This is a genomic window from Dyella sp. 05T440 (genome assembly GCF_056395965.1).
In genome coordinates, this window is record NZ_JBFTKN010000015.1 from 48,339 (window position 1) to 62,001 (window position 13,663).

Sequence of the window (13,663 nt, forward strand, 5' to 3'; positions counted from 1 at the left end):
GTTGAGGCGCCGCGCGAAGGTCCGGCACCAGCTTCCCGTTCAGTGCTACTAGGTTGACTGGAGGCATCAGCATGCATCGGCCATCGTTCGGCTTCATGCGACAGCAGACACTCCTGTGTGCGCCACTCCTGATAGGCGGTCTTGCGACCTTCAGTCCGGGGGCGATGGCGCAGTCATCGGAGACTGCAGAGCTCAAGGCACAACTGGAACAGGTCAAGGCGCAGATGCAGGCGCAGCAGCAGGTGATGCAGAAGATGCAGTCGCGCCTGGAGGAGCTGGAAGCAAAGGAGCAAAGCCAGGAAGCCACTGCCGCGCAAGCCAAGGCAGCGGCGCCGGCGCTGACGAGTTCGGCAACGGCTCCGCCGGCACCGACACCCTCCGGGCCGCCGCCCTACCGGCCGCCTTCTGCCGTTGCCGGCGCCTACGAACCACTGCCTGAAGGCTATGTGCGACTGGGTGATACGGGCAATCTGCTGAAGATCGACCTGGTGGCGCAGCTGGATGCGATGGCCGACAGCACTTACATGGGCGCGGCGGATCTGTTTGTTCCCTCGTCGATCCCGGTGCGCGGACAGCCGCTCTATGACAGTGGGAGGCGCTCCACCATGAGCGCCAGGCAAAGCATCTTCCGCATGGATTTCCAGCGCCAGACCGATTACGGGACGCTCAAAGTCGTCTACAAGAACAACTTCTTCGGCAGCGGCAGCGGCGACATGCCGTACAACCTGCAGGCGTTCTACGGCGAGCTGGACAACGAGCATTACTCCTTGCTGGCCGGCTACAACATCTCGGCGTTCACCGATATCGATGTGTTCCCCAACACGCTCGATTACGAGGGACCCAACTCGTTCACCTTCAAATATGGTCCGCAGATCCGCTTCTCACCCGTGCTGTACAGGAGCGGCGAGAGCGCCTTGACCTTGCCGATGTCGTTGGAAAAGCCCAATGCGGACATCAGTGTCATCGAAGGATTCAACACGTATTCGCGTCGCCCCGACATCACTCTCGGCTTGAGGTGGCAGGCGCCCAGCTGGCATGTCCTGTGGGCCAATATTCTTCGCGATCTGCGCGTGGAAAACGCCACGGCGCGCACGCGCAGCACGACGGGCTTTGCAACCCAGCTGACCGGCACCACGGCCCTGTTCGAACATGACAGCGTCCAGGGATGGGCCAGCTACGGCAAGGGTTACGCCAATTTCCTGCAGGATATTTCAGGGCTTGGACTGGACGCCGCCTTTACGACGCAAGGCGACCTGCGCGCCATCCGCGCACGAGGCTACGGCGCGGGTTACACGCACGCCTGGCGCGAAGACCTGACCTCAAGCCTGGCCTGGGGTTATCTCAGGATCAGCCCGCAATCGAACATGCTGATCAATCCGGACCAGCCCAAGAGCACCAAGTTCGGGTCCATCAACCTGGCCTGGAAATTCAGCGAGCGCGCCATGTTCGGTGTGGAGTACCTGTGGGGGCAGAACATTGCGCTTACCGATCTGCGTGGGCAGGGACAGCGTCTGCAAACAACGTTTCGCTATGACCTTAACCCCTGAGGTCGCGCGAATGCGCCGGGTTACCGCCTGTATCGGCAACGCTTGAACTGCACCGGAGTACGCACCTCATGTCGATGAATCATCCATGGATTCTTTTTGTCTCCACCGACTTGCCGAACGAGGGATCGGCCTTCCGGCTTGCGTTGTCCCGCCTGGGCAAGGCCATCGAAGATCGCGGCATCCAGGTCGTGCAGGCCATGAGTGGCGAGGACGGCCTGGCGATCGCGCGCGGCAAGCCCTCGTATTCGGCGGTGGCGATTGACTGGGATCTCGGTGAGACCGGGACGATGGCGGAAGAGTCGGCGATGAAGATCGTGCGTGCCGTGCGCGAGAAGTCGCTGAAGGTGCCGATCTTCCTGCTGACGCGCAGCATCCAGACGCCCGACGTACCGTTGAGTCTGATCTCGGAGGTGCGCGAATACGTGAACGTCGGCAGCGAGACGCCCGAGTTCTTTGCGCGCCGCCTGCAGTTCGCCGTCGACGACTATCACAGCGGCCTGCTGCCGCCGTACTTCAAGGCGCTCAAGAAGCTCACGGAAGAGGGCGCGTATCAGTGGGATGCCCCGGGTCACATGGGCGGTGCCGCCTATCTCAAGCATCCTGCCGGCGCGGAGTTCCATGAGTTCTTTGGCGAGAACATCATGCGGGCCGACATCGGCATATCCAATGCGGAGCTGGGTTCATGGCTGGATATCGAGGGGCCGCCGGCCGATTCGCAGCGCATGGCAGCGCGGGTATTTGGCGCGGACTGGACGTTCTATGTGCTCGCAGGTTCGTCAGCCTCCAATCGCATCGTGGTCCAGGCCTGCATCGGCAAGGACGAGATGGTCATTGCCGACCGCAACTGCCACAAGTCGCTCAACCATGCGATGACTTTGTCGGGGGCGCGGCCCGTTTATTTTCAGCCCAGCCGCAACGGCTACGGCATGATCGGCCTGATTCCTCCCAAGCGTTTCTCCCATGCGCATATCCAGAGCCTGATCGCCGATTCGCCTCTGTCGGCGGGCGCCAAGTCGAAGGAACCTGTCTACGCCGTGGTCACCAATCCAACCTATGACGGGTTGCTCTACCACGTGGACAAGGTGGTGGAGATGCTTTCAAGCAGCGTCCATCGCGTGCATTTCGACGAGGCGTGGTACGCCTACGGAAAATTCCATCCGCTTTACAAGCATCGTTTCGCGATGGGTGTGCCGCGTGACATCAAGAATCGCCCGACCGTCCTCGCCGTGCAGTCGACGCACAAGATGCTTCCTGCATTCTCGATGGCGTCCTATATCCACGTGAGCAACAGCAAGCGTGGCGAGCTGGCGATGGCGCCGGTGAAAGAAGCATTCATGATGCATGGCACCACATCGCCGTTCTACCCGTTGATCGCGTCGCTGGATATCGCCTCGGCCATGATGGATGAGCCATCGGGCCCGGCCCTGCTGCGCGAAACGGTTGACCTTGCCGTGGCGTTTCGCCGGACGGTCGCGCTGGTCGGTCAGCGTCTGCAGGACGACGGGCAATGGTTCTTTTCGCTGTTTCAGCCGCCGCGTGTTCCCATCAAGGGAAAACAGGTTCCATTCCATGAGGCGCCGCTCGATGTACTGGCCGAATCGACAGCGTGCTGGACCTTGCGGGCTGGCGACGCCTGGCACGGCTTGCCGGACGATGTGGTCAAGGATGATTTCTGCATGCTTGATCCGACCAAGGTCACCATTCTTTGCCCAGGCACGGATGCCAAGGGCAAGTTGGCCAAGCGCGGCATACCCGGTGCGGTGTTGACCAAGTTCCTCGATGCGCGACGGCAGGCGATTGCGCGAACCGGCGACTACACCGTGTTGGTGCTGTTTTCCGTGGGCACCACGCAGGGCAAGTGGGGCACCTTGCTGGAGACCTTGCTGTCGTTCAAGCGGCTGTACGACCGCAATGCGACGCTGGAAGAGGCGCTGCCCGACCTGGTGCATGCCTATCCCGATCGCTACCGCGAGATGACCCTGCCGCAGCTGTGCGATGAGATGCACGAGGCGATGAGTGAGCTCGATCTGCAGGCGATGGCGAACAAGGCCGGCGAGACGCTTTCCGAGCCCGTTTTGACCCCGGCGGAGGCTTATCAGCATCTGATTCATGGCACCACGGAAGAAGTGCGCATTGCCGATATGCCAGGGCGGATCGCCGCGCTGATGATTGTTCCGTATCCGCCGGGCATTCCCGTGCTGATGCCGGGCGAGCGCATGGATCCCAAAGGCGGCCCGATCTTTCGCTTCCTGCAGGCCGTGGAGGCCTATGGGCGCAAGTTCCCCGGCTTCGCAAGAGAAGTGCAGAACATGCACGCCGATGCCAATGGCGATATGTGGGTGCGCGTCGTGCTGGATAAGCAGGTTGCGGCCAAGCAGGCAAAGGCTACGCGCAAAAAATGAATGGTGGGCCGTGTCAGTGACGAACGATCACGGCGCGCAGTGGGTTTCAGATGGCGGCGGGCATACGCATGCCGCCAACCAGGAGAATCATCATGCTCGAGCGTCGTAACCTGCGTCAAAAGCTGCGCGTGTTGCTGGTTCACTCCAAAGTCGGCACCGACAGCGCCGGCGGCAGGGCCTGCCGCACGCTGGAGCAGGAGTTTGCCGACCGCAATATCGAGACGACCACGGCCTCGACCGTCGACGACGCGCGCTCCTCCATCGTCTCCGATGCTGCCATCCACGCCATGCTGATCGACTGGTCGCTGCCCAATGCCGAAGGCGTCGAGAAGGACAATGCGGCGGCCATCGGGCTGATCAACGTCATTCGTGCGCGCAACGAGAACGTGCCCATCTTTCTCATGACGGAACCGGAGAAGGCGCAAACGCTGAGCGTGGAGACGGTCCAGGCGATCAACGAGCTGATCTGGCTGTCGCAGGACTCGGCCACCTTTGTCAGCGGCCGTGTGCACGCCGCCATGCGGATTTACCTCGGGACCTTGTTCGGTCCGCTGACCGCCGCGCTGGCCAACTTCAATGAAGTGCACGAATACTCATGGCATACACCAGGCCACACCGGTGGCACCGCCTTCCTCAAGCATCCGACGGGTCGCGCCTTCTACGATTTTTATGGCGAGCATATCTTCCGCACCGATTTGTCCATCAGCGTGGGAGAGATCGGCTCGCTGCTGGACCATACCGGGCCGATAGGCGAGAGCGAGAAGTACATCGCGCGCATTTTCGGCTCGCATCGCAGCTATACCGTCACCAACGGATCATCCACGTCCAATCGCATCATCTTCATGGCCTGCGTGGGGCGCGACCAGGTGGTGTTGTGCGACCGCAACTGTCACAAGTCGATCGAGCACGGCCTGACCATGACCGGCGGCATTCCGCACTATCTGGTGCCGCATCGCAATCGATACGGGCTGATCGGGCCGATCTATCCGGACAAGTTTTCCCAGGCCAGCGTTCGCAGCGCTGTCGCGGCGAATCCCTTGTCGAAGAACCTGGCGGATCAACAGCCGGTGTTCGTGGTGGTGACCAACTCCACCTATGACGGCCTTTGCTACAACACCGCAAGAGTGCTTGAGGAAGTGGGTGGCTGGGTCGATCGCGTCCACTTCGATGAAGCCTGGTATGGCTATGCCAGGTTCAATCCGCTTTACTCCGGGCGACTGGCCATGCACGGGCCGGCCACGGCGCATGATCCGAACGGGCCGACGGTTTTCACCACCCACTCCACGCACAAATTGCTCGCCGCGTTTTCGCAGGCGTCGTATATCCACGTGCGCGACGGTCGCAGCAGCATCCCGCATGCGCGATTCAATGAGTCGTTCATGATGCACGGCTCCACCTCGCCGTTCTACCCGATCATGGCGTCAAACGAAGTCGCCGCTTCGATGATGGATGGTCTGGGTGGCGTGAGCCTGACCCGTGAGTGCATCGATGAGGCGATCCATTTCCGCCAGATCGTGGGGCGCTTGAATCGCGACTTCGCCCAGAAGGGCTCGTGGTTCTTCCGTACATGGAATCCGGAAGTGATCACTGACCTCAATACCGGCAAGAAGATCGAATTTGTCGATGCGGCACCGGAACTGCTCGCGGAGGATGCCAATGCCTGGGTCCTCCATCCCGGCGACAACTGGCATGGCTTCGGCGATCTGGAAGACGGCTACTGCATGCTCGATCCGATCAAGGTGACGGTGCTGACTCCCGGTGTCCAGGACGACGGTTCGCTGGGCGCGCAGGGATTCCCCGCGACGCTGCTCACGGCCTACCTCGGGGCGCGTGGCATCGTGGTGGAGAAGACCAGTGACTTCGGTGTCTTGTTCCTGTTCTCGATCGGCATCACCAAGGCGAAATGGAGCACCTTGATCACGGCCTTCCTGGATTTCAAGCGTGATTACGATGAAGACCGGCCGCTGGAGCGTGTGATGCCGGATCTGGTGTCAGGTCATCCGGAGCGTTACGGCATTCTTGGCTTGCGAGGCCTTGGCGACCAGATGTTTGCGGAGATGAAGCGGACCAGTCAGACGCAGCATCTGCAGCATGCCTATTCGAGCCTTCCCGAAGTGCGCATGTCGCCGGCAGACGCCTATCAACAGTTGCTGCGGGTGCAGATCGAGCGTGTGGCCTTGGCCGATCTGGCCGGCAGAACGCTGGCGACCAGCGTGGTTCCATACCCGCCCGGCATACCGATGCTGATGCCCGGCGAGGTGGCCGGTTCGGCCGATGGCCCTTACGTGGGCTACCTCAAGGCACTGCAGAGCTGGGATCACACCTTCCCTGGATTTGGCCATGACACGCATGGCGTGGAGGTCGAAGACGGTGAGTACTACTTGCAGTGTCTGAGGTCTTACTAGGCGAGTACTCCTATGGTCACCGGCGGCGGCAAGAAAATGGGGCTACTTGGGGCTTCCTCATTGGTCGTCGCCAATATGGTGGGGACCGGCCTCTTTCTGTTGCCGTCGAGTCTTGCCAGCGTCGGTAGTATTTCTCTCTTCGGCTGGATCGTCGCGGCCCTGGGCGCCAGCGCCCTTGGCCTGGTCTTCGCGCACCTGGGCATGGTCGAACCCAAGGCGGGCGGCCCCTATGCCTATGCTCGCGATCACATGGGGGCGTTTCCGGCCTTCCAGACCAACTTTCTCTATTGGGTCGCGAACGTCATCGGCAACGTGGCCATTGCGGTTTCGGTGACCGGCTACCTGGCTGTGTTTTTTCCGGTGCTGAAGGATCCGTGGATCGCCAACGCATGCACCGCCGGCGTCATCTGGCTGTTTGTCTGGCTCAATACGCGAGACGCTCGTGCGGTGGGGCACTTCACTGCGGTCAGCACCCTGGCCGGCATCCTGCCCATTGCATTTGTCGGCGTGCTCGGCTGGTTCTGGTTTCGGCCCGATGTTTTTGTCGCCAGCTGGAATCCCGGCGAGCTGCCCACGCTGACGGCGATCAGCCGAAGTGGCGCCATCGCCCTGTGGGCGTTTCTTGGCGTGGAGAGCGCCGCCGTTTCAGCGGGTGTCATCGAGAACCCGAAACGCAACGTGCCATTGGCCACCATCATCGGCTTGCTGATTTCGACGGCGATCTATATTTCCTGTTGCACGGTGCTGATGGGCATCATTCCCGGGGCCCAGCTGCGCATTTCGGGCGCGCCGTTCGCGGAGGCGGCCCAGGTGATGCTTGGTCCCTGGGCGGCCGTCGTGATTTCGCTGGCGGCCATCCTCAAGGCGTCCGGATCACTGGTGGGTTGGATTCTGATTACCGCCCAGTCGGCCGAGGCAGCTGGCCGCGACGGCATGTTTCCCCATCGGTTCTCCTTGACCAACCAGCAGGGGATGCCGGTTCAAAACCTCATCCTGACCGGCGTGATGATGACCTTGATGTTGCTCATCACGACATCGCCGGACGTGGCGACGCAGTTCTCCCACATTACCGATGCGACCGTCGTGCTGATGGTGCTTCCGTACCTCTATTCAGTCGTAGCCATGTGGCGGCTCAATCGTGAGATCGACATGTCGGCTGGCAAGGTTCGGCTTTATATCGTGATTGGCGTGGTGGCCTGCCTGTATTGCCTGAGCGTCGTGCTGGGGCAGGGCGCGGAACTGGGCCGCAAGGCGCTTCTGATCCTGCTTATTTCCGCGCCGCTATTCGCACTGATCAAAAAGAAATAGGACGGCCGTCTTTACCGCCGCCGCATCGATGCGTTCCAGCGGTCTTCGTGGTGAGACCGATCAGCAGGCCAGCACGTCGATCGCCGTTCCGTTGTCCGCATCCGGGTGCTCACTCGACACGCCCCGGCAACGGACCCGCTTAGAGGAGTAGCGTCATGAATCACGCGAGAAGCCCCTCAGAAGCCAAGCCATCCGTGGTTGCGGGAGCGGGTCTGGATGTGGTGGAGCGCGTTTCAGAGATGTGCTTTGGCCTGCTGATGGCGTTGACCTTTGTCGGCGCTGTCTCGACGGTCGGGCCCGATCAGGAATCCCCATCGACCATGTGGCGCGCCGCCCTGGGTTGCAACCTCGCCTGGGGCCTGGCCGACGCCATGATGTATCTCTTGCATACGCTGACCAGCCGCGGCCATCGGCTGACGCTTGCACTTGATATGAAGAGCGCACCCGATGCGGCGACGGGTATCGGACTGGTCCGAAACGCGCTGCCGTCGTTTATCGAGATCCTCGTGACGGACGCCGACCTGGAGCCATTGCGGGGCAGGTTGGTCCATCTTGAACCGCTGCCGGAACGCCCGCGGCTTTATTTCATCGATTTCTTGCGGGCTGCGCGCGTGTTCTTCATCGTCGTGCTGTCGACGTTTCCCGTCGTGCTGCCTTTCATGCTGATCGATGATGTGCCCAGGGCACTGTTGGTCTCGCGCGTGCTGAGCCTGGCCATGCTGTTCTTCGGTGGCTTCGTATTGGGCAGGTACGCCGGCCTGGGCGCCTGGCGGGCAGGCCTGGGCATGATGGTGATAGGCGTGTGCCTGACCATGGCGATCATCGCCCTGGGTGGGTGATGCATCGAAGCGCACCGGGCCGCATCGCTAGCTGACGCGCCCGGCTGGCGATGCTCACAGCGGCGGATCTTTCCCCGTCTGCTCGCTCATCATGTACTGGGCGTACCAGTCCGGCCAGTTCTCATCGTGTTTGCCGCCGTTGCGTTTCTCGTGCTCGCCGTGCGCGGCCCCCGCACGCCGCAGCGCCGCCGCGAGGTCGGTCGAGGAGGTGTACGTGGCCACGCCGGTGTCGATGCGCCCGGGTAGTCGCTGGGTGATCTCCTGGAACAGCCAGCCATTGCCGTCCGGATCGTGGAACGAGGCGAATGAGCGGTAGCTGTTGCGCTCGGGGTCCGGGCCGCTGACGCGAACCCGCCCGAACAGGTAGGGCTCATCGGAGCCGGCATAGGTGCCGGCACCGTGGAACACTTCACTGACCTGCACACCACGTCCAGCGAGTTCTTTGCGGGCCGCCTCGACGTCGGAGACGATCAAGTACAGGCCCTGGGCGGAGCCTGGCGCCGCCGCCGTCACATTCTTGCCAAAAATGACGGAGCAACCGGAGCCGGGCGGCGTGAACTGGAGAACGCGGAAGTAGCCGTCATCGGAGGCGAAATCGGCGTCCAGCCTCCAACCCAGGCTGACATAAAAGCGCTTGGCGCGCTCGACGTCCGACACGGGAATGACGACGATCTCAAACTTCATGTCGACGCCCCGCGCCTGCAGGGTCTCGGCGGCAGTGCTGCTCATGTGAACCTCCGATGGCTTGGACCGCAACGCGGCCTTTGCGTGGCCACAACAAGGCGGGTGGGCGGGACCGGGGCGGGGACACCAAGATCGCTAGTGTGCCGCGGGGCAGATGAAGCGGTCGTCGTCGACGCGCAGTGGGCTTCCCACCGTCCCGGGTGAGCGGTGCAGGTGCGGGGCGGTTCGCCAGGGTATGGGCCTCGGGCGTCTGGGCCGGGTTCCCCTGCGGGTTATATTCGCCCGGCCCGCCTGCGAACCCGAACTGAGATTTTGCCGGGCATATGGGTTTCAATAGGGAAAGATGGCGAACCGTTGCGGGGGAGCGGTTGTCAGCGCTGCGGATCGACCACTGAATGTCAAAAGGCACCGCTAGTTTAGGCGGGGACCATGGTGCACTTAAGGGTAGGCGATGGATCGACAGGCAGCGGTAGAAGCGGGTGGCGCTCAGGCAGCGACCGAACGGCGAACGTCCAGGCATGTCCCCATCGACCTTCGCGCCAACCTGGCGCTCCTGGGCGTCGTCGCCATCGCCATGCTGATGCAACTCATGGCATGGCCATTCTTGCTGCGGCAGTACGGGGCATCCGCACTGTGGATCGCGGTTCCGCTGGTGGTGGTGACGCCGATGCATTGGGGGCTGATCCATGAAGCCATCCATGGGCATTTGCTGCCCCGGCGCTGGCTCAACGAAGCCGTTGGACGCGCCCTGGCGATCGCCTTCATGTTGCCGTTCGACGCTGCCCGTTTCGGGCACCTGATGCATCACCGCTACACGCGCGAATCCTTTGACCGACCCGATGTGCATGATGGTGCGACGCCTCCCTTGCTTGCTCGCATCGGTTACTACGCGCATTTGCTGGGCGGCCTTTATCTGGCGGAACTTGCGCTGCCCCTGCTCACGCTGCTGCCGGCGCCATGGGTGTCCCGACTCGTCGCCCATAAGCTTCGCAGCGAAGAACCCACCGGCCGTGAGGTGCAACGCCTGTTCGTGGCCTTTGCCGGCAATGCGCAGCGACGCGCCCTGATACGGCGCGACTGGATGCTGTCGGTTGCGCTCCACGCCGTTGCATTTTATCTCTACGGGGCGTGGTGGCCTGTGCTTGCGGCAACGATGTTTCTGCGCGGACTGTGGCTCTCGGTCGCGGACAACCTGCCGCATTACGATGTGCTGCTGGACGAAGATGCGCGCGCCCGCAATTTTCGTGCTCCGGCCATCTGGCATCCCGTGCTGATGAATCACCATCTTCATCGCCTGCATCATCAGCATCCAACACTGCCGTGGACGGCACTTCCGCCGCTCGCTCGTGCGGGTTCCGCGGCTGCGGAAACCGAGACTGACTATTTCCGGGCAGCATTCCGCCAGTTTCGGGGGTTTGGCAAAGTGCGCTGACGAGGGGAGCCTGGTCGCGCCGCAAGCGCTGGGCGGACACTCCCACCATTCATCGACGCTTGCAGGTGTATAACCCGGCGTGCAGCCCTCTCGCGCAGGCAGCCGGGGCGCGCGACGCACGTGGAGGCTTGGATTCATGGCTGACAAACCCACTCAACAAGACGCCGCCCTTTGGCAGCGGCGTCTGGCTTCTCAGGCCAACAATCGAGCCTGGACACTCACCGAAATCGACCACCGCTCGGCTGAGGAAAGCGAAGAGATGCTGCAGGCTGCACATGCAGCCATGTACTTGTGGAAGATCGTCGGCGACGCAAGCAATCATGCCCATGCGGCGCAGCTGCTTGCTCATGCGTATGCGCTGCTCAAGCTTCCTGCGCCGGCAGCTCACTATCTCAGGAAATCATTGCCATACTTCGAGCAACACAACAGCGCACCGTGGGAGTTGGCATTTGCCCAGGCGGTCGCCGCCAATGTCGCCGCCGCCGAGGGCAATGCGGCGGCACATGCCAGGCACTACGCGCAGGCCCAGGCCGCGGCCGCGCTTATCACCGATCCACAGACACGCGAGATGTTTGCCGCCACGTTGCGCGTGGTGCCTGTACCCGATCCCTGATGTAAGCGCTGCGCGCTGACTGACGCATCGGTCGCGCCGGCGATGGCAAAATCCTTCATCGCTCAAGCGGAGCGAACGGAGGATTTTGCAGTCGATTCGAAGCGTGGTGAACGGCACGCTGGGTTTCCGCATGCGTTGGTGATGAGTATCTGCAAGCGAGCCCGCTCGGCAAGAGCGGGCTCGCGCGACATGACTGCTTTCAGCCATGCCCGAAGAGAAGAGACAATACCTAGGGCTGCGTCTTTCGCAGCAGCTGTAGTTCCTCTTTCAGCCAATCCGCCGAGGGCCGATCGGCGCCGCCGCAGTTCACCAGATAAGGCCGGCCGCTGAAACTGCTTACCGTGCCCGCGCGGTCGATGAACTCCTCCGCAGAATTTACTTTGTCTCGCTCCAGCAAGTAGTTGAGCTTCAGCTCAAGATGATTCTTCGCATCGGCCCCGCTATAGCTCTTGCCGTTGCGGATGAAGCTGCAATGGCTCTGGCCGACAAAGCTGAGCAAGGCTGCCACTTCCCGCTGGCCTTGGGCGTCCAGTCCGGCGTGCGCGACGGTCGAGGCGATCACCAGCGCGAACGCCATGACGATGTTGCCGAACGATCGTTGATAGCTCACGGCGTCATCTCGATGAGTAAGGCGTGCGATGCGATCAGTGCAGGTCTGGTGCGCCGCTATTACGCACACGTCGAAGGCCTGGGCGTCAATGCCCTTTATGAATGAAGAGCGAGGACTGTGCATCGCAACGATCGTGAGCGTGCCGGCAGTCAGCGGCGATAGTGCGTAGCTATGTTAACTAAATGATGGAAGTGGAATGGGAGCGGATCCACGATCCGTTGACGGCTTGCCCGATCCGAGGATGTAAACATGCGTGTGCATCGCTGGATCGTCGTACTTTCCTTCACCATTCTTTGTCACGTCCTTCAGGCGTGCTCCACACTGCCGCCCAATACCGACAAGGCACAAACGCATCACCTGCCGCCGGCCACCGATACCGCCTCAGCGCAGTACACGCACGCCGAAGTGGACAGGCATCAGCAGCAGTCAGGCTTCCGCTTGCTGACCTTGAGCACCAACGCTTTGCTGAGCCGGGTGGCGTTGGCCGATCACGCCGCGCACTCGATCGACCTGCAGTACTACATTTTCGCCAACGACATGACGGGGCATCTGATGTTGCAGCACCTGCTTGCTGCGGCGGATCGCGGTGTGCGTGTGCGCATGCTCATCGATGACAACAATTTCGACGACAAGGATCACCTGTTCGAGGCGCTGGACTCCCACCCGAATATCGAGATCCGCCTGTTCAACCCCTTTCAGACGCGCGATCCGAGCCTGTTGTCGCGTGCCACCCAGTTCATGCTGGAGTGGCGGCGCCTGAATCGACGTATGCACAACAAATCCTTCATCGTCGACAACAACGTGGCCATCGTTGGTGGACGCAACATCGGCGACCCCTACTTTGATGCGGGGAGCGACACGCACTTTCGCGATCTCGATGTTGTGGCCATCGGCCCCGTCGTGCAGCAGGCGTCCGAAGCGTTCGATGCCTATTGGAATTGCGATGCCGCGTATCCGCTCAACCAGCTCAAGAAGACGGATGGTTCCGGTCAGCAACTGGCCGCCGCGCGGCAGTTGCTCCAGAAGGACGTGCGAGCGTTCGCACAATCCGATTACGCCCAGTCCGTACTTGACGAATTGCCTGATGGCCCGACCGCCGACAAGCGCGGCGCATGGTTCTGGGGCGATGCGGAACTCGTGGCCGATCAGCCGGAGAAAATCGAAGCCACCCACGACGGGCCGGCACTGCGCATTGGTCCGCGGCTGAAGACCATGCTGGATGGTGCCCAGCACGAGATCATCGCGACAACACCGTACTTCATTCCCGGCGACGCCGGCACCAAGCATCTTGTGGCCCTGGCGCAGAGTGGCATCTCGATCAAGATACTCACCAACTCGCTCGCCTCGACCGACGAAACCGCGGCGCATGCAGGCTATGTGCACTCTCGCAAGGCGTTGGTCGAAGGCGGCGTGCAACTGTACGAGCTCAAGCCATCGTCCGGCCAAAGCCAGCCCTCCACCTCGATGGGCCAGTCGTCGGGCATCAGTTTGCACGCCAAGACCATTGTGGTGGACAGCCGCCAGGTCTTTATCGGCTCGCTCAATATGGATCAGCGCTCCAAGCTGCTCAACACCGAAATGGGCGTCATCGTGGATTCGCCAGGCTTGGCCAAGGCGATCAGCGATTTCTTCCAGACGGCAACGCAGCCCTCCAATGCCTATCTGGTGGAGATGGCTCCCGCCTCCCACCAACTCATCTGGCAAGCCGACGATGATGGCAAGCCGGTGACCTACAAGAGCGACCCGGGTGCGACCACCAAGCGGCGTACCGAAGTCACGTTCCTGCGTTTGCTCCCCATCGATGGCTTGCTCTAGTCGTTGAG

Annotated in this window: 10 protein-coding genes; 8 read left to right on the forward strand and 2 right to left on the reverse strand. The window is 61.8% G+C overall.

The window, feature by feature from the left end; all coding sequences use genetic code 11:
• Positions 1–71: 71 nt before the first annotated feature.
• The 5 genes from AC1DE1_RS17585 (at position 72) to AC1DE1_RS17605 (ending at position 8,501) form a co-directional block, all read left to right on the forward strand.
• Positions 72–1,547: a DcaP family trimeric outer membrane transporter gene (locus tag AC1DE1_RS17585; protein ID WP_477178606.1), complete on the forward strand. Its 1,476-nt coding sequence runs from the start codon at positions 72–74 to the stop codon at positions 1,545–1,547.
• A 68-nt stretch (positions 1,548–1,615) separates the two neighbouring features.
• A complete protein-coding gene (locus AC1DE1_RS17590; protein ID WP_477179191.1) occupies positions 1,616–3,949 on the forward strand; it encodes an Orn/Lys/Arg family decarboxylase in 2,334 nt (777 codons plus the stop codon).
• 92 nt (positions 3,950–4,041) lie between these two features.
• Positions 4,042–6,354 carry an Orn/Lys/Arg family decarboxylase gene (locus AC1DE1_RS17595; RefSeq protein ID WP_477179192.1) on the forward strand — a complete coding sequence of 771 codons (2,313 nt, stop codon included), beginning with the start codon at positions 4,042–4,044 and terminating at the stop codon, positions 6,352–6,354.
• A 12-nt stretch (positions 6,355–6,366) separates the two neighbouring features.
• Positions 6,367–7,662 (forward strand): amino acid permease, encoded by a 1,296-nt coding sequence (locus AC1DE1_RS17600; RefSeq protein ID WP_477177124.1) that lies wholly within the window; start codon positions 6,367–6,369, stop codon positions 7,660–7,662.
• A 155-nt stretch (positions 7,663–7,817) separates the two neighbouring features.
• A complete protein-coding gene (locus AC1DE1_RS17605) occupies positions 7,818–8,501 on the forward strand; it encodes a hypothetical protein (RefSeq protein ID WP_441603927.1) in 684 nt (227 codons plus the stop codon).
• 54 nt (positions 8,502–8,555) lie between these two features.
• Here AC1DE1_RS17605 and AC1DE1_RS17610 read toward each other — a convergent pair whose 3' ends face one another.
• Positions 8,556–9,230 (reverse strand): VOC family protein, encoded by a 675-nt coding sequence (locus tag AC1DE1_RS17610; protein WP_477179193.1) that lies wholly within the window; start codon positions 9,228–9,230, stop codon positions 8,556–8,558.
• 406 nt (positions 9,231–9,636) lie between these two features.
• Between AC1DE1_RS17610 and AC1DE1_RS17615 the strand changes: the two genes are divergently transcribed.
• The gene (locus tag AC1DE1_RS17615; RefSeq protein WP_477179194.1) at positions 9,637–10,617 is read left to right on the forward strand and encodes a fatty acid desaturase; all 981 of its coding nucleotides are present in this window, start codon (positions 9,637–9,639) and stop codon (positions 10,615–10,617) included.
• Positions 10,618–10,753: 136 nt separating this feature from the next.
• Complete coding sequence (locus tag AC1DE1_RS17620) at positions 10,754–11,230, forward strand: hypothetical protein (RefSeq protein ID WP_477179195.1); 477 nt, start codon at positions 10,754–10,756, stop codon at positions 11,228–11,230.
• A gap of 229 nt (positions 11,231–11,459) precedes the next feature.
• Here AC1DE1_RS17620 and AC1DE1_RS17625 read toward each other — a convergent pair whose 3' ends face one another.
• Entirely contained in the window at positions 11,460–11,840 is a 381-nt protein-coding gene (locus AC1DE1_RS17625; RefSeq protein ID WP_477179196.1) for a DUF5329 family protein, read from the reverse strand.
• 249 nt (positions 11,841–12,089) lie between these two features.
• Between AC1DE1_RS17625 and AC1DE1_RS17630 the strand changes: the two genes are divergently transcribed.
• Positions 12,090–13,655, forward strand: coding sequence for a phospholipase D family protein (locus AC1DE1_RS17630; RefSeq protein WP_477179197.1), 1,566 nt, complete (start codon positions 12,090–12,092; stop codon positions 13,653–13,655).
• Positions 13,656–13,663: the final 8 nt, after the last annotated feature.

Bases quoted from the DNA above. Each gene is read 5' to 3' on its own strand.
- AC1DE1_RS17585 (WP_477178606.1), top strand. From the start codon at position 72: ATGCATCGGCCATCGTTCGGCTTCATGCGACAGCAGACACTCCTGTGT.
- AC1DE1_RS17590 (WP_477179191.1), top strand. From the start codon at position 1,616: ATGTCGATGAATCATCCATGGATTCTTTTTGTCTCCACCGACTTGCCG.
- AC1DE1_RS17595 (WP_477179192.1), top strand. From the start codon at position 4,042: ATGCTCGAGCGTCGTAACCTGCGTCAAAAGCTGCGCGTGTTGCTGGTT.
- AC1DE1_RS17600 (WP_477177124.1), top strand. From the start codon at position 6,367: ATGGTCACCGGCGGCGGCAAGAAAATGGGGCTACTTGGGGCTTCCTCA.
- AC1DE1_RS17605 (WP_441603927.1), top strand. From the start codon at position 7,818: ATGAATCACGCGAGAAGCCCCTCAGAAGCCAAGCCATCCGTGGTTGCG.
- AC1DE1_RS17610 (WP_477179193.1), bottom strand. From the start codon at position 9,230: ATGAGCAGCACTGCCGCCGAGACCCTGCAGGCGCGGGGCGTCGACATG.
- AC1DE1_RS17615 (WP_477179194.1), top strand. From the start codon at position 9,637: ATGGATCGACAGGCAGCGGTAGAAGCGGGTGGCGCTCAGGCAGCGACC.
- AC1DE1_RS17620 (WP_477179195.1), top strand. From the start codon at position 10,754: ATGGCTGACAAACCCACTCAACAAGACGCCGCCCTTTGGCAGCGGCGT.
- AC1DE1_RS17630 (WP_477179197.1), top strand. From the start codon at position 12,090: ATGCGTGTGCATCGCTGGATCGTCGTACTTTCCTTCACCATTCTTTGT.